This is a genomic window from Neobacillus sp. BF23-41 (genome assembly GCF_041106275.1).
Genome location: NZ_JBGBPR010000007.1, coordinates 115,721 through 134,650, shown reverse-complemented (window position 1 = coordinate 134,650; position 18,930 = coordinate 115,721). Strand labels below are relative to the sequence as shown.

21 protein-coding genes and 2 pseudogenes are annotated in these 18,930 nt (G+C 35.5%); 18 read left to right on the top strand and 5 right to left on the bottom strand.

All coding sequences use genetic code 11. The features are described from left to right. The first annotated feature begins 337 nt into the window (after positions 1-337). The 5 genes and pseudogenes from AB7942_RS13315 (at position 338) to AB7942_RS13295 (ending at position 7,560) form a co-directional block, all read left to right on the top strand. Positions 338-1,111: an SDR family oxidoreductase gene (locus AB7942_RS13315; RefSeq protein WP_369447208.1), complete on the top strand. Its 774-nt coding sequence runs from the start codon at positions 338-340 to the stop codon at positions 1,109-1,111. 85 nt (positions 1,112-1,196) lie between these two features. Then, positions 1,197-1,337 (top strand): annotated as a pseudogene (locus AB7942_RS13310) (GNAT family N-acetyltransferase); the annotation flags it as partial. Between the two features lie 976 nt (positions 1,338-2,313). Beyond that, on the top strand, positions 2,314-3,696 hold the full coding sequence (locus AB7942_RS13305; protein ID WP_369447207.1) for an L-cystine transporter: 1,383 nt from the start codon (positions 2,314-2,316) through the stop codon (positions 3,694-3,696). A gap of 2,856 nt (positions 3,697-6,552) precedes the next feature. Next, a complete protein-coding gene (locus tag AB7942_RS13300) occupies positions 6,553-6,726 on the top strand; it encodes a hypothetical protein (protein WP_214733298.1) in 174 nt (57 codons plus the stop codon). A 360-nt stretch (positions 6,727-7,086) separates the two neighbouring features. Beyond that, a complete protein-coding gene (locus AB7942_RS13295) occupies positions 7,087-7,560 on the top strand; it encodes a hypothetical protein (protein WP_369447206.1) in 474 nt (157 codons plus the stop codon). 8 nt (positions 7,561-7,568) lie between these two features. Here AB7942_RS13295 and AB7942_RS13290 read toward each other — a convergent pair whose 3' ends face one another. Next, positions 7,569-7,715: a hypothetical protein gene (locus AB7942_RS13290; protein WP_335397621.1), complete on the bottom strand. Its 147-nt coding sequence runs from the start codon at positions 7,713-7,715 to the stop codon at positions 7,569-7,571. 361 nt (positions 7,716-8,076) lie between these two features. Here AB7942_RS13290 and AB7942_RS13285 point away from each other — a divergent pair, with 361 nt between their 5' ends. The 3 genes from AB7942_RS13285 to AB7942_RS13275 all read left to right on the top strand — a co-directional run bounded on the left by AB7942_RS13285 (position 8,077) and on the right by AB7942_RS13275 (position 9,550). Beyond that, positions 8,077-8,169 carry a putative holin-like toxin gene (locus AB7942_RS13285; protein WP_256358119.1) on the top strand — a complete coding sequence of 31 codons (93 nt, stop codon included), beginning with the start codon at positions 8,077-8,079 and terminating at the stop codon, positions 8,167-8,169. A 390-nt stretch (positions 8,170-8,559) separates the two neighbouring features. Next, positions 8,560-9,006 carry a poly-beta-hydroxybutyrate-responsive repressor gene (gene phaQ, locus AB7942_RS13280; protein ID WP_369447205.1) on the top strand — a complete coding sequence of 149 codons (447 nt, stop codon included), beginning with the start codon at positions 8,560-8,562 and terminating at the stop codon, positions 9,004-9,006. Then, positions 8,981-9,550 (top strand): hypothetical protein, encoded by a 570-nt coding sequence (locus AB7942_RS13275; protein WP_369447204.1) that lies wholly within the window; start codon positions 8,981-8,983, stop codon positions 9,548-9,550. Before phaQ ends, AB7942_RS13275 begins: the two co-directional genes overlap by 26 nt. Positions 9,551-9,685: 135 nt before the next feature. On the opposite strand, the gene AB7942_RS13270 is transcribed toward AB7942_RS13275, so the two are convergent. After that, the gene (locus AB7942_RS13270; protein ID WP_218346700.1) at positions 9,686-9,982 is read right to left on the bottom strand and encodes a putative quinol monooxygenase; all 297 of its coding nucleotides are present in this window, start codon (positions 9,980-9,982) and stop codon (positions 9,686-9,688) included. A gap of 32 nt (positions 9,983-10,014) precedes the next feature. Next, positions 10,015-10,653 carry a nitroreductase family protein gene (locus AB7942_RS13265; RefSeq protein ID WP_218346854.1) on the bottom strand — a complete coding sequence of 213 codons (639 nt, stop codon included), beginning with the start codon at positions 10,651-10,653 and terminating at the stop codon, positions 10,015-10,017. 233 nt (positions 10,654-10,886) lie between these two features. Between AB7942_RS13265 and AB7942_RS13260 the strand changes: the two genes are divergently transcribed. Then, positions 10,887-11,549 carry a TetR/AcrR family transcriptional regulator gene (locus AB7942_RS13260; RefSeq protein ID WP_369447203.1) on the top strand — a complete coding sequence of 221 codons (663 nt, stop codon included), beginning with the start codon at positions 10,887-10,889 and terminating at the stop codon, positions 11,547-11,549. 79 nt (positions 11,550-11,628) lie between these two features. Here AB7942_RS13260 and AB7942_RS13255 read toward each other — a convergent pair whose 3' ends face one another. Then, positions 11,629-12,066 carry a MarR family winged helix-turn-helix transcriptional regulator gene (locus tag AB7942_RS13255; protein ID WP_369447202.1) on the bottom strand — a complete coding sequence of 146 codons (438 nt, stop codon included), beginning with the start codon at positions 12,064-12,066 and terminating at the stop codon, positions 11,629-11,631. A 179-nt stretch (positions 12,067-12,245) separates the two neighbouring features. Between AB7942_RS13255 and AB7942_RS13250 the strand changes: the two genes are divergently transcribed. The 7 genes and pseudogenes from AB7942_RS13250 (at position 12,246) to AB7942_RS13220 (ending at position 16,354) form a co-directional block, all read left to right on the top strand. Beyond that, positions 12,246-12,668: an organic hydroperoxide resistance protein gene (locus tag AB7942_RS13250; RefSeq protein ID WP_369447201.1), complete on the top strand. Its 423-nt coding sequence runs from the start codon at positions 12,246-12,248 to the stop codon at positions 12,666-12,668. A gap of 868 nt (positions 12,669-13,536) precedes the next feature. Then, positions 13,537-13,820: pseudogene (locus tag AB7942_RS13245) on the top strand (DDE-type integrase/transposase/recombinase); the annotation flags it as partial. A 201-nt stretch (positions 13,821-14,021) separates the two neighbouring features. Beyond that, positions 14,022-14,150, top strand: coding sequence for a protein YhfH (gene yhfH / locus AB7942_RS13240; protein ID WP_168243678.1), 129 nt, complete (start codon positions 14,022-14,024; stop codon positions 14,148-14,150). 192 nt (positions 14,151-14,342) lie between these two features. Further along, entirely contained in the window at positions 14,343-14,474 is a 132-nt protein-coding gene (locus AB7942_RS13235) for a hypothetical protein (protein WP_369447200.1), read from the top strand. 332 nt (positions 14,475-14,806) lie between these two features. Then, complete coding sequence (locus AB7942_RS13230; protein WP_369447199.1) at positions 14,807-14,995, top strand: hypothetical protein; 189 nt, start codon at positions 14,807-14,809, stop codon at positions 14,993-14,995. 596 nt (positions 14,996-15,591) lie between these two features. After that, entirely contained in the window at positions 15,592-15,732 is a 141-nt protein-coding gene (locus AB7942_RS13225; protein WP_369447198.1) for a JAB domain-containing protein, read from the top strand. 391 nt (positions 15,733-16,123) lie between these two features. Further along, entirely contained in the window at positions 16,124-16,354 is a 231-nt protein-coding gene (locus AB7942_RS13220) for a hypothetical protein (RefSeq protein ID WP_369447197.1), read from the top strand. A gap of 104 nt (positions 16,355-16,458) precedes the next feature. Here the strand turns inward: AB7942_RS13220 and AB7942_RS13215 are convergent, their stop codons facing one another. After that, complete coding sequence (locus AB7942_RS13215) at positions 16,459-16,638, bottom strand: Spo0E family sporulation regulatory protein-aspartic acid phosphatase (RefSeq protein WP_369447196.1); 180 nt, start codon at positions 16,636-16,638, stop codon at positions 16,459-16,461. 498 nt (positions 16,639-17,136) lie between these two features. Here AB7942_RS13215 and AB7942_RS13210 point away from each other — a divergent pair, with 498 nt between their 5' ends. After that, on the top strand, positions 17,137-17,628 hold the full coding sequence (locus AB7942_RS13210) for a hypothetical protein (RefSeq protein ID WP_369447195.1): 492 nt from the start codon (positions 17,137-17,139) through the stop codon (positions 17,626-17,628). A gap of 370 nt (positions 17,629-17,998) precedes the next feature. Next, positions 17,999-18,868: a hypothetical protein gene (locus AB7942_RS13205; protein ID WP_369447194.1), complete on the top strand. Its 870-nt coding sequence runs from the start codon at positions 17,999-18,001 to the stop codon at positions 18,866-18,868. Positions 18,869-18,930 lie beyond the last annotated feature (62 nt).

The following is an 18,930-nucleotide window of genomic DNA, read 5'->3' as shown; positions in this document are numbered from 1 at the left end:
AGTTTCTTCAATAAGAAAACAAAATTATTAAGAATAAATTTAATTTTTGTGATATTTTTACTTTATTGTTAAAATGAATATGGTGGAGATATATTGAAAGGGGATAAGGATTCGAAATGTGGATGAACTTGTAATGATTAGAAATTGGATAGACTAATTTTTCACTCTCGTCATTGAGGGCTTATTTGACTATCTATAATCATTCAAGGACTGCATTATTTGGCTTCAAAAATCCCTTTTTATAGGATGGATGCCTTTTGTGTGTCTGTTTTTTTGTGGGAAAACTTATATCTCCTTTTGACCTTATTTATGCGTCCTTCATTTGGAGGAATATATAATGAACCAATTAAAAGATAAAATTGCAATTATTACGGGTGTAAGCCGTCTGAAAGGGATTGGAGCAGCTATTTGTAAAGAGTTAGCTGATACGGGTTATCATATCTTTTTTACGTACTGGACGGAATATGATAAAAAAATGCCTTGGAGCATTGATTTAAATGAGCCAATGAAATTAAAAGGAGAATTACTAAAAAAAGGTGTTAAGGTGTCATGTATGGAGTTGGATTTAACGCAACATGATGCACCTGAACAACTTATAAATAGAGTTTCTGAACAACTTGGTTATCCTGATATCTTGATTAATAACGCAGCATACTCATCTAACAACGATTTTTCTAATATAACTGTCGAAGAATTAGACAAACATTACATGGTTAATGTTCGTGCAACGACGTTATTAAGTAGTAAATTTGCTCAAAGGTTTGATAAGAAATCTGGTGGAAGAATAATCAATATTACTTCGGGTCAGTTTCAAGGACCAATGCCTGGTGAATTAGCATATGCAACAACAAAAGGAGCAGTTGATGCTCTAACTATTACATTGTCCGCTGAACTAGCACCATTAGGAATAACGGTCAATGCAATAAATCCAGGCCCAACTGATACAGGGTGGATGACAGAAGAAATAAGAAGTAAATTAAAACCGTTGTTTCCTTTCGGTAGAATAGGTGAACCGAGAGATGTTGCAAAGAGCATTAAATTTCTAGTTAGCGATGAAGCAGATTGGATTACAGGTCAGATTATACATTCAGAAGGTGGATTTAAAAGATAAATTAAACTAAAAAGGCTCTGGTTCTAGAGCCTTTTTGCTGTATTAAATTTAAGGATAATTTAAGGATAATTTAAGGATATATACCAATATAAGAATGATGAAGGTTGCAGAAAAATTGGGAATGAAAGAAGAAGCAAGAATAAGACATGCAAGAATGGTAAATGGTCAATACTTTGATGCAATTAAAATGGGGATTTTACAAAAAGAGTGGGAACAGTCTTTTTAAACTATCGGGTGCAATAGTTAAATATCGGAGCTGTCATTGTGGCAGCTTTTCTTATTGAACTAAAGAAGCAGGTTAGTTAAAGATGGAATATTCAATACTCTAAACGAATGATACAATATATCTATCCGTTTTTATTTGGAGGGAACTGATTGTTTCGTAAAATGACTTCAAAAAAGGAATTTTTGTAGTGAGGCATGTGTATTAATATATTATTAAATATTCTATTAATCCTTACTTTGTTTTTTGTTATCCAGACAGCCTTAAGGCTGTGTTTTTTCTTTAGAAATAATGACTTTAAAGAATTCGTTCAAAAATATACAGAACTTGCTTCGGGCGGCAGCACTACGGATTGATCAGAAAGAAAAAGCGTCTTTCTGTCATTCCGTACGTGTCGCTTTGGCACTAAATGGCCTGATAACCACGGTCTGTACGGCTAACGCCTACATTCCGTAGGTTCCTGTTCCATTTACTGCAAGCCGCCGTACCAAACGAGCCGATAACCTTTAATAGCTTGGACATAGTAACGAGATGCAAGCCAGCTAGGCAGTTACGTGCATATAGCAAGAAAAATAAATTATATCTAGCATTCCGTGTGCAGAAAAGGAATTCTTTACAGCACTTAAAATGATATTTGTATAAGGCTCTTAATCATAAGGGGTCCAGATTCCAGTTTAAATCCATTATGTGGGAATCTATATTTTAAGGTTATCTTTCCTGGCTACGGGGAGATAACCTTTTGTTTCCCTTTTGAAAACAACCTTCGACATTCTTTTTCTGAAATTGGATGCAAAAAGATAGTATTGAAGCAGGCTGAATCAGGATTTAATCAAAACGTTGATTAAATAAGGCTGAAGTTGGTTTTTTATAAAGTGTTAATCTTATTGAAAATTAAATCTATTAATTCCTACTTGACCGATTGGAATTTGTGTATTAAAATTTCGTTAATATTATTAGTAAATAAAAGAGGGGGAAGAGGATGAACACGATTCTTATTATTGTGAATATTGCTGTTTTGCTTTTGCTCATGTTTGGTTTGTTTATCTTGCAAAAGAAGCATGTATCTTTTTCAAAACGTGTTTTCATTGGTTTGGGTTTAGGTCTTATTTTTGGTTTTATTATTCATCTTATCTATGGAACAGCATCCGAGGTTACAATAGGAACAATCGATTGGTTTAACATTGTTGGCAGTGGTTATGTAAAACTATTACAAATGGTTGTTATGCCGCTGGTATTCATTTCGATTGTCGGAGCCTTTACAAAATTAAAATTAACAAAAAATATTGGAAAAATTAGTGTTCTAGTTATTGGAATTCTACTTGGAACGACCGCCATCTCTGCAGCAATTGGAATTGGAGCAGCTTTAGGCTTTGGGCTTGATGGAATTGAGTTAACTGAAGGCGAGGCTGAAGCAGCTCGAAATGCGGAGTTACAGGAAAGAGCTGCCGGGGTTCATGCTATGACAGCTCCTCAACAAATACTAGAGTTATTCCCAGGTAACCCGTTTTTAGATTTAACAGGCGCTCGTGCAACCTCAACGATTGCAGTCGTTATTTTCGCAGCTTTTATCGGAATTGCTTACCTTGGTGTAAAACGTAAGGAACCGGAGCATGCAGAATTTTTTGCGAAGATCATCGATACTTTATACGCAGTAATCATGAGGGTTGTAACACTAATTCTTCGTTTAACACCTTATGGTATTCTAGCAATCATTACTAAGGTTGCAGCGACAAGTAATTATGATGCCATCGTGAAATTAGGAAAGTTTGTCATTGCATCCTATGTGGCGCTTATTCTAGTGTTTATTGTGCATTTACTATTATTATCATTTGCAAAACTAAGTCCTCTTCATTATGTGAAAAAAGGCTTACCAACCCTGACATTTGCCTTTACTTCACGTACAAGTGCAGGGACATTGCCAATGACAATTAAAACGCAAACAAAGGATTTTGGTGTATCTGAAGGGATTGCAAACTTTGCGGGATCCTTTGGACTTTCAATTGGTCAAAACGGATGTGCAGGTGTTTATCCAGCGATGTTAGCGGTAATGGTTGCTCCAGCTGCAGGTATTGATCCTACAAGTCCAGGATTCATATTCTCTCTTATTCTAGTAGTGGCAATCAGTTCATTTGGTGTCGCAGGTGTTGGCGGTGGCGCAACGTTCGCAGCACTAATCGTGTTATCCGTAATGAACCTTCCAATTGCGATTGTCGGTCTACTAATCTCAGTCGAGCCTCTTATTGACATGGGCCGTACAGCCTTAAACGTCAGTGGAGCGATGACTTCTGGGGTACTAACTAGTAAAGCAACAGGTGAATTCGAAACAGAAGTATACAAACAACCCAACATTGTAGAAGCCTAAAAATGGTGAAATAAATGGGGCAGGCACCGATCATGGACAAATCACTGTGATTTGTCAGCTTGGAGTGGACAGTAATGTTTTTCCTGCTACTTTTAGTTTGAGCGTATTAAAGCATTTAATTTATGATAAGCAAAGAGACACCAAGGTAATGGTCCTTGGTGTCTCTTTCTATATTTTTAGGTATTTCCTTGCCGGAAAATCCTAATGCATATTTAATGCCTTCTTCAATTACATTTGTTTCATATCCTTCTAAGTCTTCATTGTAATTTCTTATATAGTTCTTGATAATGAATAACCGCTGTCTAAATTAACATGAAGCAGGACTTCATATCAATTTGTTGTTTTGATAATGGGATCATCGCGAAAGGGGTTCCAATCGTATTCCACAGGCTCTAATTCTGACATGAAAACAACTCTAAATTTTTCTTTCAATGATATATCAAGATTTTTACTGCTTTTATTTTAAGGAACATTTGTTTTGTTTTCGAGACAGTCGCTTTTTCATGAAATTTATCATTTAACTACACTAAAAATTTTCAGGGATTTGAAGAGATTTATAGATTCATACCTTCAGTGATTTAATAAATTGTGTTAGCTGCATTTAGGCTAGCTTTTTTTCTTCAGAAAAAGACTTGAAGGGCTTTTAAATAAATGTAAAGTACATTCTTTTGTGGCAGCACTACGGACTGATCAGAAAGGAAAGACGCCTTTCTGTCATTCCGTACGTATCGCTTCGGCATTAAATGGACCGATAACCACGGACTGTACGGCTAACGCCTTCATTCCGTAGGTTCCTGTTCCATTTACGGCAGGCCGTCATACCGAACGAACCGAAAACTCGAAAGTCAAAAATTTGAAAGATTAAAGGAATAAAAGACAAAAGGAAAGCAGCCGAACCGGCTGCTTTTATTATTGATTTCTCCCTTTTGCCTTCCGAATAGTAAAACAGCACAAGCTTTCTAACCTTCCAGCCGGTAGGACACCCGAACCTTTCCGGCTAAAAGCTAAAAAAGCTAGTCAATTGGTCAAGGGGCAAAAAACTTTTTTACTTAATTGCGCTTTCGCAACAGTAAAAACTTTATTGTGCGAAGAGCGCCCTTGACCGATCGCCTATGCGTGTTTTTCGTTCTACTTGCAAAAGGGGAAAAATCATCCCCTTTTGGGGAACTTGTTCGACGATTATTCGAGGAAGAATAGAAATATTTCGCTCTTATTATGAGAGGCATGTGTATAAATAGATTTTTACATATTCTTCTAATCCTTACTCTGTTTTTCGTTATCCAGACAGCCTTATGGCTGTGTTTTTTCTTTAGAAATCATGACTTTAAAGAATTCGTTCAAAAATATACAGAACTTGCTTCGGGCGGCAGCACTACGGATTGATCAGAAAGAAAAAGCGTCTTTCTGTCATTCCGTACGTGTCGCTTTGGCACTAAATGGCCCGATAACCACGGTCTGTACGGCTAACGCCTACATTCCGTAGGTTCCTGTTCCATTTACGGCAGGTCGCCGTACCAAACGAGCCGAAAACCTGTAAGACCTTGGGCTCCTCGTCCAAACCAAGCCAACGGGAGCCCGTTGGATCGCATTATTCGCTCGGACCCTATTAATCTCCTTCTTTGTTCTCCTTATTGTAATCGTTAGCTCTTTAGGGCAGTCAAGTGTGCTACGCTATCGCTTCGCTAAGTTTGGGAACTTTTTTAAGAAGAGAATTTAAAAAACTTCCCAAACTTCAAGCCAGTTAACAGCCCTTTTCGCCAATATTCGGAGAGGTCAAACAAAATAGGAGTGATGGAGAATGAAGACAAGTTTTCATGGATTCCAATTCCTAAGAGAGCTGGAATCCTTTGCGATCGGTTTAACAGAAAATGAGAAAGAATAAGTTATTAAGTCTAGAATTGGACAATCAGCTTTTAAGAAAGCCCTATTAAATATTGAAAAGAAATGTAGAGTATACGGAGTTTCAGATGAACGTTTCCTAGTAGCAAGTCCTATAAAACCATGGAGTCAATCAAACCATCAAAAAAGGTTAGATTCCAATAATGGTTTACTTCTATGACCAAATCATGATGCATTATTTGACAAGGCATATATTAGTTTCAGAGAAAATGGGACTATTTTGATTTCTTTTTGTAAAAAAAAAACTTCAAGGCTTTTTCTGTATATCAATCAAAGTTTGAAAATCTCGATGAATACAATTCAATTGCAGTTTATGAGTTGGCATAGGGAAAATCTATATAAAAACTAAACATTTATCGCTGATATTCCAATCATATCTACTCTGCAAGAACTTCTCGATTTCTTGCAGAGTATGTACCTTACAAACATGGTAAATCTTACGTTTGTTATTATATTTGTAATTGCAATAATCAAAGTTATTTATTTAAGTTAGCAAAACATAATTATCATCTGGATTATGTGAAGAAAATGGCCCGCAAACGTCAAATTATCTACGCTACCATACATATTTTGAAAACATGGTCTTTGTTTACCTTTCATTCGTATTCAGGTGAGCGTGACACCCTTAAACAATGGGCAATTTAGAAAGAAGAAAAATCTTAAAGATTTTCATAAAGAGAAAAATTTAATAAGTTTGGACCGAATTATTACGCCATTGGGTCAAAAAGGGAATACTACAGTTCTCCCTGAAGAATAACTTTCGGAAACACTGATTATATCAACCTCCATTCTTGTTGGGATTTTTTATATAGAGCAGATTTCTTCACTATACCAATACTATATGCTAGACTTTGTTAAAACATAGGCGCGAAGAATAGGCAACTATGTTTTCAAGTTTTATATTGTTGGCCAAAGGGAAAAATAGTAAAGATAACTTGGAAAGGGAGGAATGAAAAAATGGATGTTCCATTCACATCAAAGGAAGTCATTACTCAGATCCAGAAGTTACACAACCAAGGTAATTCTCTACGTAAAAAAGAGGTAAAACAACTTTATCCTGATTTAATGCGGAGTGCTTTGTATTACTACCCAAGTTGGCAACATGCCATAGAAGAAAGTAACGTAGGATAGAAAATTTAATTTCCATCAAGACATTAGAATAATATGAACTCTGATAATAAAAAGGTTTCGCTCCCCGTGAAGCCTTTTTGTTATGCTTAAAGTTCCTTTAGAGCAATACGAAAATGCGTAATGGTGGGTGCTAGTGTTCTTGCTTAAAAGCGGTCAACGGAAACTGGCTGCTTTTTTTATTTGTGTTTCTGTTTTGACTAAATTTAGCTACAGTAGTCCAGTGAGGGAAGTCATTTGTCAGTAAAACACAGTTCATCCTCCTATAAAATAACTAGCTCTGACATCATGTCGCAGTTTTAAAAAGCTCTCTAATTATAGAAGTGAGTATTTTAAAGATTGATGCTTAGAGCATATATTCCAATGGCATCTGCTTTGCTAGGAGCTTTTATTGGAGGTACTGTTTCATGGTTAAACCTTAACAGACAATTTAAAGTGCAAAGAAAGAGAGACATAGCACAGGAAAGAAAAAGTGAGAGAATTGCTCTTAATTCAGTAAGAAAAGAAATTGAGTTTAACCTTGTTCAGTTAATACATATAAAACAGATGATGCAGGAGTCTGGTTGGGAGGTCTATGATTTCCAAGCATCCAAGCAATACAGTAATTTAAAGAATGATAAATGGATAAAACACAGTGATACTATTGAATTTATAGAGCAGTTAGATGATAAAGATGAACATTCCCTTTTCAGTAACCTACAATATTTTTATTATGTTATGGGGATATATGTAAATGAGCATAAAGTGGATTTAAAAGGAGTAACAGAATTATTGCCTTTAGGTTCTTTGATTAGTGGTCAGATAAAAGTAGTCCAAGAAGAGCTAAAACCAAAATAAAAAGAGGCTTATTTAGCCTCAGTTCTTTTTCCCTTTTCTATTTCATTCTTGATGCTCTTATAAATGAATACACCTTGTAAAATGCTCAATACTGCTCCTAAGGCTATCTGTAAAAATGTCTCAGGAAAATTTATCTCAGGTTTTGTTCTTCTCATTCTACATCTAACTCCTTTTTTATTATCTTTTGTTAAATTTAGCTAAATAATGCAAACAGTGTAAAAAAAGAGGAGGAAAGGCATCAGCTCTAAAATCTACCGGTGTAAAAGTTTCATCACTCTTTTCATGGAGCAATGAAACAACCATGGCTCCCCACTCGAAAAAAACGAACTAATATTCCTTTTGCATAAGAAAGAACAAAGGAGACAAGTGTCATGATAGGAAATCAAGGTAAAATCAAATGGCAAGGTTTCACAAAAAATAAATGATAAAGGTGTAGGCATCTTTTTTTATTTTCTATACCCTGGTATGGGACAAACTTGGATCGGGGAAGGATAGGGGTAAGGAGGCGATTAATAAATGGCTACATTCGAAGTTCTGTCCTTGATGCTTAGTTTTGGCATGTTTGTAATCGCTGTTTTGAATTTTCATGATAAAGATAAGAATTCTTGAACACGCTGAAAATGCGTGTTGTTTTTTTGTCTCGTATACATCGGTAGGAGAGGTTATTTTAGAAAGAAGATGATCTAGTTCAATATTGGCGGCATCACTACGGTCTGAAAAGGAAGCAAAAGACGCTTCCCATCATTCCGTACGTGTCGCGTTGGCACTAAATGGATCGGGAGGGTCTAACTGATATGGAAATTTTACGTTCCTAGGTTAGACCCATTTTCAAGGTGTTTCCGAATCTTGTTCAGTTGAATCAGTAGTAGCCGTCTCTTGTGCCAACGGAATAACATAAAAAATATTTTAAATATTTTAAGTAATTTATAATAAAAATGATTGACATAATATCCCTATATGTGTAAATTACACATATAGAAGAACTAAGGAGATAATCCCATGGCAAAAGATAGCGCCAATCAAACCATTCAACCATCAAAGAGTTTTGTTCTGCCTTTTATATTATTAATTCTTAGTAGAATGTCACTTCATGGATACGAGCTATTTCAAAAGCTTGAAACATTTGGGTTTCATACGATTGATCAAGGAAACTTATATCGGCTCCTTCGTCGGCTTGAAAAGGAAAACCTTGTTTCATCTGAATGGGATACTACGGGAAATGGTCCGGCAAAGCGACGTTACAAAATCTCAGAGGTAGGCATTACATACTTAAAGGGATATGCAAATCAAATAGAAATCTACCAATCAATGTTAGATCAATTCTTCACAATGTATTCTAATTTACTAGAGCTCTTTATCCCTTCATTTAAAAGGAAGGATCCTATAGAGAAAGGCACCAATGACCAGAGGAGGAATGAAAATGAGTACAACGACAAAAAAAAGTGAGCAAGTAAAGAAAGCTGCTGAAGTTAAGGAAGAAAGTTATCAAGTCATGCCATTTGTAGACACAATATGGAATCAATTCGCACTATCGTTAGATTGGGCAAAGGAACTACAAGAAAGTGGAGAAGAAGCTTATCTAAAGACTGTAAAAGAAACGATTAAGTTCAATAAAGACTTTAGAAATTCTTTTTTAAATCTTTATCAAGAATCTAAAAAGACCAACAGTGAAATCGTTGATAGTGTAAGCGCCCTTAATAATAAAAATGATGTCTTACAGATTGATTTTCCAGAGCTTACAGACCAATTTCGAGATGTATCTGATCGTGTAGAGAATCTAGCGTTAACTCCAATTAAATTATCCTTCGATCTAATCGATCGATTTGATAATAACCTTGTGGAAAATAGTGAGAATTATGTACACTATGTAAGAGAGCGTCGAAACGACTTGCTAAAAGTTACAAGTGATTATGTGGAAATTGCAAAAAACAACCATAAAAACATCTTTTCCATGATCGAGAAAAGTGTAAAAGTACATGTAAATAATTAATAAGGATAAATCATTAAGATTCATCCTTAAAAATAGTAAAGAGACAATCATTCGGGCGATTGTCTCTTTTATAAATTCAAAATCTATTACTTGGATTATAGTTTAAAAATTTTAACGATATTAAGAAGCCGAAATCTATAATTTTAATGGATGCCCCTCAAATGCTTTAACCTCTAATGGTGCAGTCAAAAAGTTCTTTGCATTTGCTACGAACTTGGTAAAGTGCTCGCTTGAGTTATGATTGGCAACAGCTTGCATATCCTGCCAAACTTCCACCATCGTAAATACATTTTCGTTTTCTGTATCTTTTTGAAGGCGATATGAAATATTTCCGTTTTCTTCTCTTGAGGCAGCAATTAACGGCTGAATTTCCTCTAGAAACAAATCCTGTTTCGCTGGATTTATATGGAATGTTGCATGAATAATAATCATCGAACGTCAATCCCTTCTTACTTTAAATTTCATTACTTCCATTGCGCGACTTGATCAATAGGCAGACGGACTGATGGATGTCCGTTATCTGCTGCTTTACCAATTGAGATTAACATAACCGGAACATAACGGTCTTTATCCAATCCAAATGCTTCTGCAATTTTGTCTTTTTCATATCCGCCGATTGGATTTGTATCGTATCCATAAGCGCGGGCAGCCAGCATTAACTGCATGGATACAAGTCCGCCATCCACTAAAACAACATCTTTCAAATCTTCACGTGAAATCGTTTCAAAATAGCCTGAAAAGGAAGCATGAATTCCTTCTTTTACTTCTAAAGGCATAAATCCCTTCTCTACAGCTGCTCCGTAGATTTCTTCAAATTTCTCAAAATTATTCATATCACCAAAAACAGCAATAACTGCTGATGATGTTACAACTTGAGTTTGGTTAAAACGTGCCAGTGGGGCAAGTGTTGCTTTTGCCTCAGGACTTTCAATCACAAGAAAGCGCCATGGCTGCATATTAACAGAAGAAGGAGCACGTGTTGCTAATGTAAGAATCTCTGACATTTCTTCATAGCTGATTTTTACGGATTTATCATAATTTTTAATGGAACGGCGTTCTGTCACAATTTTATTAAAATCATTCGTTATTTGTGCTGTAGTCATAGAAGTCATTGTTATATTCTCCTCTTTTCGTTTTAAGTATTGTCTATAATATTTGAGTTCTTTAAATACTTTTATTCATTTTAGACAAAAATATTATAAAGTGTCTAAAATGTTAACTGCGTATAACCTTACTCCACTTTCTTTTAGTTGTAAACTGAAAAGAATTGGAATATCAGAATTTGAATGAACACCATTGGATTATGATATAATTTCCTGATATAGGGAGTGGTAGTTTGAGAAAAATTGCAGCTGATGAAAGACAGATGATGAGAAAAGCCTATGTAAAAAAGTTAATCCATGTCGTTCGGACTCAAGGATTCCTTTCCCTTACCATTCAAGATATCGCAAAAACGATGAATTTAAGCCGGGCTTCCTTGTATAACTACTTTTCTTCGAAGGAAGACATTATTTTGGAGCTGACTAATCTCTGTATTGATTATATAAATGAAGCGGGTCAAACCATTTCCAATGAAGAGTTATCTTATCCACTTCGTTTCCAAAAAGTGTTTGAACAAGCTGTTTTTTCTGCTGTTTATGCTTCAGATATATATTTGACTGATTTAAAAAGAAGCTGTAGGCATCTTTATGAAAAAAAGATGCAATCAAGAAAAGAGCAACTATCTGCCATTCATACATTTTATCGAAATGGCATGAATGCAGAAGTTTTTAATCAATTGAATCCCTCCATCTTAATTATTCAGGATGAAACGGTAGTAGGGAAATTGGTGAATACAACCTTTTTAGTGGAAGAGGAATTGTCATTGAAACAGGCTCTATTCGATTATTATGTGGCGAAGAAAACCCAGGTCCTAAAGCCCGAGTACTTGCAAAACACGGAAAATGAAGATATTAATGCAATGGTGGAAAGCATCCTCAAAAAGCTGGCAGCCATCTAATGACTATACTAAAGACTCTTACGCGCTGGTAAGAGTCTTTAGTATTTTTTTGTTGGCAACTTACGTTTTTAAACGAGCTTTATATTTTCTGTTGAATTCTATTTAAAATGGTTGATAGTGTTTGATTTAAATTCTTTAAATCCTTCATGTCTAAGGACAGATTTTCTAGCAATTTTGAAGGAATACATTGAGCTTTATCTTTTAAGTCTTCACCTTTTTTGGTTAATGAAATGATGACCGTTCTTTCATCCTCTATTGATCTTCGGCGTTCAATAAGATTATTCCCTTCCATTCGCTTTAGCATAGGTGATAACGTTCCCGAATCTAAAAATAACTTTTGGCCAAGCTCTTTAACCGTCGCCGATTTTTCCTCCCAAAGTACCAATAATACTAAATATTGAGGATACGTTACATCCAATTCTTCTAATAAATTTCTGTATAATTTAGTGATTTCACGTTCGGCTGAATAAATCTTAAAACATATTTGGTTCTCAAGTTTTAATTGATTATTTTCCATTTTCTTGTCCTTTCATCTTTCATTAGTACCATTATAATACAATTAACAATTATTTAAACCACAATTTAATTTTACACAATTTAATTATTGACTTCAGAATACTTTATCGTTACTATAATTTTATAAAATAAATTGTGCACAATTAAATTTTATAAAATTATATTTTGGGGTGATTTTTTATGGAATTATTATATACCGCAAGTGCAACAGCTGAAGGTGGCAGAGCAGGGAAAGTAACAAGCAGTGACGGAACATTAAATTTAGCTCTTTCAATGCCAAAATCTTTAGGCGGTCAAGGTAAAGAAAATGCAACGAATCCAGAGCAATTATTCGCTGCCGGCTATGCAGCCTGCTTCGATAGTGCGCTAAATTTGGTCGCACGACAAGCGAGAAAACGAATTGACTCTAAAGTTACGGCGGAAGTTTCACTTGGAAAAGATCAGGATGGAGGGTTTAAATTAGCTGCGGTCTTAAACGTGTCGATCAAAGGGGTATCATTAGCAGAGGCAGAGGAGTTAGTTCTTAAAGCTCATGGTGTTTGTCCTTACTCTAAAGCAACGAATGGGAATATGGATGTCAAATTAATAACGAGTGTAATCTAAAATTTCTCCTTTAGAAACGTCCTGGAGAGGAATTTATTGATAAATAGAAAAGGGGCTAACCTGCATAAAAATCAGGAATAAGCCTCTTTCTATTTTACCATTTGCTTTCAGTGCCCTTAAAATTAATTCAAATTACGTACGACGCATATAAGCACGGACTGTAATAGGTGCAAAAATGGCCACGATTTCTAACTTTGTGGAAGGAATATATTCAGAAAGTTTTATCGTATCGGATTTCGATTGAAGTGAATTTGGAGACATTAAGAATTGAATTGGTAAAATTATCTATTTCCAAGGTGGAGCTTTAAACTCAACCTTTTTGCTTTTTGCTCCTGAAAACAGGTTAGGCTCCTGTCCAAGGTCGGTTAAAAGGATTAGGGACATTTGTATTTTTATATAAAGCTATCATACAAAGATTAAATGTCATGATCATTCCGCTTCTGCGTAAGCTTCTGTTGTTGTGTCTCTGCACTCCCGGCATTCCGCTCGATTCCTCTCCACAATAGATAATTCCTCTCCGCATGAAATGCAAATATCCATTAGAAATCCCCCTTTCCGTGTTTTATTATTGAATAAACCTCCAACTTCATTTAGTAAATAAGTTGTCACTTTAATCATAACATGAAATTTTCTGAAAAAAAGAACATACACATGTTAATTAAGTTACATAAATTGCAATCAGATCACAATGCCATCTCGAAATAATGTAAAATTCAGAAAAATACTACTTCAGACTTTTAGGCGATAACTCGAAGCGAGGGACATCAATAAAAGTGATAGGGCTAATACCATGTGAGTTCTTTTCTTTAGAATAGATAAGCATGTTTATTTAGGATTGGAAACTTCCATTCAGAACTTTAACTAAGCGTCGTATCCTTTAGTCATTGAACAGTTAAAAGAGGAAAAGATGATGCCTGAAGGCGTCAAAATCAGGCGAATCCGGTATCCTAACAAAATAGTGGAACAAGATCATCGTTTCATTAAGAAACGTGTACATTCTATGTTGGGATTTAAGTCGTCTGAAACAGCCACCTCTATATTGAATGCATTGAAGCGATGCATATGATGAAAAAAAGGCAATTTCATCAAAAGGTGAAGTCTGTCCAAAATGAAGTTAAACTCATACATAAGTTGTTTGGAATCGCATTATAAACTGTCATTGAACAGGTCATTTAGGTTCACTGTCTTTATCAAATAATTTTTTCACAAGAACCATCTTTTTGACTATCTTCAATCTAAAAATTCACACCTAGTAAGCTTAAAAATAATTATATAACAGTTGTTGACTTTTAAAATCTGTTATAATACAATTAATCTAACAAATATAGCCCACTATATCAGGAGGTCATGAACATGTTAACTTTAGAATTCTACCGTAACTTACCGGAAAAAGAATGTCGTGAATGTGGAGAAACCATTGAGGAACAACACGAATCTTATTTATATGAGTGTGAAAGATGCATCGGAAATCAGGAAGCCTAAGGTAACGAATATGATTAATCGTGCTAGACGATTACCCTGTTCCTTTTTCACAACTATAGGTCAGAAAGCAGGGGTGGCTATCACGGTACACAGCGTAGGTGGGGCTCATACCAAGAACAGGGCATGCAGATAGACTGCTATGAATAATCCTTCAAAAAGTCATAGGGACAGAACGAAAGGAGAACAAGTAAAATGGGAATGTATGAACAAGCCTATAGCAGGTATATGGAGAAATGTGAGGAATTTGGAATTATGGCCATTGATTTTATTGAGTTTATTCGGAACTTAACGACAGAACAAATTCAAATGATAGTAAGTAAATAATCAGACTTGAACATAGTATCCTCTTATTAGTTTAGTCTATTTAACTAACGCCTACATTCCGTAGGTTCCTGTTCCATTTACGGCTGGCCGCCGTACCAAACGAGTCGAAAATCTTAAAGACCTTGGGCTTCTCTCCCAAACTTAGCCAACGGTAGCTCGTTGGATCGTATTATACGGACCCTATTAATCTCCTTCTTTGTTCTCTTTATTGTAATCGTTTGCTCATAAGGGCAGTCAAGGGTGCTACGCTAACGCTTCTCAAACTTCAAGCCTATTGACAGCCCTTTTCGCAAAGATTCGTAGAGGTCAAACAAAAAAAGGAGTGATGGAGAATGGAAACAAGTTTTCATGGGTTGAAGGTAGCAATCTCAAGTACTGGATATTATGTAGATAAATATTTCCAGGAGGACGAAGTCACTACACAGTTTGTACGACTAACCGATGATTTCAGCAGCAAACAAGAAGCCATCGAGTGGATCGAAGCCATGATGGAAGAAGTCGCAGAAAGGAAGGAGGGGTAAGCCCCTTCTTTTGTTTTTATCATCTTTTAAAAAGTTTACTGAAGAGCATGGACAATTCCCGGCTACGCCAGGAATTGTGTCGCTCGCTTCGCTTTGCTCCTAATGATTGAAAGCGTGCTGGCGGCTTATTAGGGGCATCGAACCCCTAATAAGGCCGACTGCCTCCATGCTAAACGCAAGGAGACAGTACGCTCTTTTTATTCGTAGTCTTTCTATCGAAATCCTTTTGAATAAAAATCGCTAATATTAATTGAAAAGCTCGGCATTGAGCCTCGCCTTTCAACCGATGCTACTACCTTTCGGCAGCTATTCGCATCGGACGCTCAGGCCGTGTTTTTTAATGGCAAAAGGGCATCGAGTCCTTTGCCATTAGGCGACGTATACCTGCGGTATGTTCGACTGCCACGCTCGGACGGTAGTGAGCCTTCTTTGTTCTCTCCATTATAATGATGGGCTTATGACCGCGTGAAGGGCGGGCGCCAGGCAAACAAAATCGGCAAATCCAAGTAGGCTAAGGGGCAGTAAAGGAAGCAAAAAACGCTCCCAAACTGCCCCTAAGTCATCCATCATTGTCAGCCACCAGCATCCTTGCCAAAATGTCACCCTCGAATGAAGATATTGAAGTCACAAGAAGATTGGTGGAAGTAGGTAAAATTCTAGGAATCGAGGTACTGGATCACCTGATTGTGAATGCTGATGCCGAATATTACAGCTTGAAAGAAAAAGGTAGAATGTAAGATTCGAGGGAGAGGGAGTTTCTCCCTCTTCTTTATTTTTCCTTTTTTTTGTGTGAGTTCGTCTTGCTTGTGGGCATCGAGCCCCCAACAAGACGGCTGCAACTATGCTGCTCATGAATGCAGCATAAATAACAATAAAAAGTTTGTTCTAAAATGGTACTATTCCCGAATCTCATTTCAAGAATTTTAATTGATACTTTGATTAGAAAATATCTCAAACTGTACTTGGAGCATTTTTCTAACACTCATGAAGATAAAATATTGTTGAATTATTTGTGAATATTCAATAAAATCGACAAACAACTAACAAATGATTATTTATAATGGGGTTAAGGTGATTCTTTTTTGTCCAAAAAGGTTTTCCTACATTTTTTATAGGGGAGATGTAAATATGGATTTTTATGAAAAGTTACCTACTGATTTTTTAATTGCCTTTTATGATGAAATGATGAAAAACATAGAAAAAGGGTTATTAACGAAAAATATGTATTATGAATTAGGTTTATTGATTTCAGTTGCTCGTCAAAGGGGTATTACATTAGAGCAACCATGCGACTTTGAACAGATTGTCGATTCAAAGGTTCTAGATGATTTCATTCAATTAACGCAAAATGCAACATAATTAAGGATGTTTCGTAACCATCTTGAGGACTTTAACTATATAACCATCAAAAGAAAAATCAAAAAAAATTCCCATATTCATCATGTGACAATACAGGAGTTTAATCAAATTTCTTTATATTGTTTATTTTTACTTATTTGATACATCGTGATGAGATCGTCTAATTTCTGACTGTATTGAAGGGTTTCATTGCTTTTTAAGCCGGTTGCTTTTGCAATTTGGATCAATTCTTCTCTTAATTGATAGATTCGGTCTTCTAATTTCTCGATCTCGCTAACCATCATCCATTCCCCTATTTTTCTTTAACTGTTTAATTCGATAAAATCGATTTTCTACGCAATTATTATTATGCGAAAAATTTCACACAATTGGAATACATATGACAAAACAACCTAAAAAGTTACAAAAAATGAAGAACTAAGGAATAAAAAAAAGGAAACGAGAGCCCTTTTTAGTTGGTACTTGTCGGTTTCTAGCGGTTTCCACCTGCGAAAATACTGCCTGTAAGTCTATTTGCTTTTTAGCGATATATGTCATTCTATTTCGTGCTTTCCAATGATTATGTAATGCCAATGCTGAGTTATTTCAGTATGAAAGCTGAAGGTAAAATATAGATTCAAAGGAGAAGGAACCCTCTCCTTTGTTATTTTCAGATTTTGTATGTTTCCTCATAATTAGAGCATCGATCCCCAATAAAACGGCTGCATTTATATTGTGCATGGATACAGCTTTAAAAACAATATATGGACTGTTTTGATGTAGACTCAACAGGAGGGGATAGGGTGAAACGCTCCACTAAACGAATCATTGAAACGTTCCCGAAATTTAAAAGTAAGTTAAAAGCTTATGAGAACATCTTATTGGTGGAAGAAGCAACGAAAGGATTAACAGATGTTGAAGCTGTATTCCTCAAATTAGCTTGGTTTTTTGAAGCGCCTGAACAGGAAAGTTTTAATATCGGATTGTTGTATCACCATTTAGAGAATGAATGGCTTGAATTCGCATTAGAATTAATGACTCAGTTCTTCAGAGAGGATACGTATTTAATTCAGAAACCTACTTTTTCCATCCTTAGAGAAACAACAGATCATTATTTTAATCAAAAACAGTTTGCTGATTTCTTATCGGAACATGGTGTGAATTATGATAAGAGGAAATTAAATGTGTATTATAGTAGAGGGAAAATCCGAAAGCGGATGTTGAACTTGCAGGTACACCGTATTGGAGTAAATCTACAGTCGAATTGTTTTGCGAGCAGGAGAAAGTTCGTTTGAAAAAGGATTAAACTAAACCAGAAGTTTTTCTAGTTAAACCCATAAGGGTGAGATATGGTCATGAATGTTCAAGTGTTCAAGTACTAAAGATGCATTTAAACGAATTAAAAGCCGTAGCGATATGATATGGCTTCAGATTTTAGCGGGAGTGACAATTCTAACGTCAAACGAGGACGACAATTCCTGTTCCGTCATTATACACTTATTTATTACACTAAGGTTTCGTAGTTGGAATCATTTTTTATGAAATCGAAAAATACGCAGTAAAACAAAAGGTATTTTTAAAAAACATCGTAACCGAAATAAATGCATATTTTCTGCACATTTTTGTTGTAGGATTTGTATGATTCTAATTTTTAGGAGGATTACGATGAAGCGAAGATTTCTTAAATTGGTTGTTTTTTCACTAATTATATCAGTATTCTTAGCAGCTTGTTCAAAAGATGATTCAATGGATTATGGAGATATGGACCATAACTCAAATAAAAAACAAACGGAAACAAGCCATGAAGGGATGAATCACGGTGATATGACATCCACTCCTCAAAAGGATAATACCAAAGTAGAGTTTTCCTTTAATGAAAAACCTGAAAGTGGAAAACAAATCCCTTTAAACATTCAGGTAAATAATAAGAATGGTCAACCAATAAAGGATTTTGATGTCGAACATGAAAAACTCATGCACTTAATTGTTGTGAGTAAAGATTTATCCTATTTTGACCATATTCATCCTGAATATAAAGGGAACGGATTATTTACAATTAATTCAAATTTTCCTTCCGGAGGGGAATATAAGCTCTTTGCCGATTTTGTACCTAAAGGAGCAGAAAAAATGGTAAAAACTTATGACGTAACAGTAGCAGGAAACAAAGTAAAGACTACACCTTTAACAGAAGAAAAGGAATTAACAAAAGTAGTGGATGGTAAAGAGGTGACGTTGAAATTTGACCATTTGATGACTGGAATGGACTTGACGATGACATTCACGATTAAAGATGCTAATACAAAGCAGCCTATTACTAATTTACAACCATATTTAGGTGCAGTAGGACATGTTGTAGCAATTAGTGGTGATACAGAAACTTATTTACATGTTCATCCAATAGACGAAAAAGCAACAGGTCCAGATGCGAAATTTATGACAAGTTTCCCTGAGGGTGGTCTCTATAAAATTTGGGGACAATTCCAACAAAACGGAAAAGTAATTACTGTGCCATTTACCATAAATGTACCAAAATAAAAAAGACCTATCTGGGTTTGAAATGCACCCCAATTGTTGGACACATTCTAACAGTGAGGGGT

What these genes read in the sequence shown, in the direction of transcription:
- AB7942_RS13285 (WP_256358119.1), top strand. Translation starts at nt 8,077, where the DNA reads ATGGCTACATTCGAAGTTCTGTCCTTGATGCTTAGTTTTGGCATGTTT.
- AB7942_RS13215 (WP_369447196.1), bottom strand. Translation starts at nt 16,638, where the DNA reads ATGATGGTTAGCGAGATCGAGAAATTAGAAGACCGAATCTATCAATTA.
- AB7942_RS13230 (WP_369447199.1), top strand. Translation starts at nt 14,807, where the DNA reads ATGGAAACAAGTTTTCATGGGTTGAAGGTAGCAATCTCAAGTACTGGA.
- AB7942_RS13205 (WP_369447194.1), top strand. Translation starts at nt 17,999, where the DNA reads ATGAAGCGAAGATTTCTTAAATTGGTTGTTTTTTCACTAATTATATCA.
- AB7942_RS13305 (WP_369447207.1), top strand. Translation starts at nt 2,314, where the DNA reads ATGAACACGATTCTTATTATTGTGAATATTGCTGTTTTGCTTTTGCTC.
- AB7942_RS13250 (WP_369447201.1), top strand. Translation starts at nt 12,246, where the DNA reads ATGGAATTATTATATACCGCAAGTGCAACAGCTGAAGGTGGCAGAGCA.
- AB7942_RS13235 (WP_369447200.1), top strand. Translation starts at nt 14,343, where the DNA reads ATGGGAATGTATGAACAAGCCTATAGCAGGTATATGGAGAAATGTGAG.
- yhfH (WP_168243678.1), top strand. Translation starts at nt 14,022, where the DNA reads ATGTTAACTTTAGAATTCTACCGTAACTTACCGGAAAAAGAATGTCGT.
- AB7942_RS13265 (WP_218346854.1), bottom strand. Translation starts at nt 10,653, where the DNA reads ATGACTACAGCACAAATAACGAATGATTTTAATAAAATTGTGACAGAA.
- AB7942_RS13225 (WP_369447198.1), top strand. Translation starts at nt 15,592, where the DNA reads ATGTCACCCTCGAATGAAGATATTGAAGTCACAAGAAGATTGGTGGAA.
- AB7942_RS13275 (WP_369447204.1), top strand. Translation starts at nt 8,981, where the DNA reads ATGAGTACAACGACAAAAAAAAGTGAGCAAGTAAAGAAAGCTGCTGAA.
- AB7942_RS13220 (WP_369447197.1), top strand. Translation starts at nt 16,124, where the DNA reads ATGGATTTTTATGAAAAGTTACCTACTGATTTTTTAATTGCCTTTTAT.
- AB7942_RS13270 (WP_218346700.1), bottom strand. Translation starts at nt 9,982, where the DNA reads ATGATTATTATTCATGCAACATTCCATATAAATCCAGCGAAACAGGAT.
- AB7942_RS13300 (WP_214733298.1), top strand. Translation starts at nt 6,553, where the DNA reads ATGGATGTTCCATTCACATCAAAGGAAGTCATTACTCAGATCCAGAAG.
- AB7942_RS13295 (WP_369447206.1), top strand. Translation starts at nt 7,087, where the DNA reads ATGGCATCTGCTTTGCTAGGAGCTTTTATTGGAGGTACTGTTTCATGG.
- phaQ (WP_369447205.1), top strand. Translation starts at nt 8,560, where the DNA reads ATGGCAAAAGATAGCGCCAATCAAACCATTCAACCATCAAAGAGTTTT.
- AB7942_RS13315 (WP_369447208.1), top strand. Translation starts at nt 338, where the DNA reads ATGAACCAATTAAAAGATAAAATTGCAATTATTACGGGTGTAAGCCGT.
- AB7942_RS13255 (WP_369447202.1), bottom strand. Translation starts at nt 12,066, where the DNA reads ATGGAAAATAATCAATTAAAACTTGAGAACCAAATATGTTTTAAGATT.
- AB7942_RS13290 (WP_335397621.1), bottom strand. Translation starts at nt 7,715, where the DNA reads ATGAGAAGAACAAAACCTGAGATAAATTTTCCTGAGACATTTTTACAG.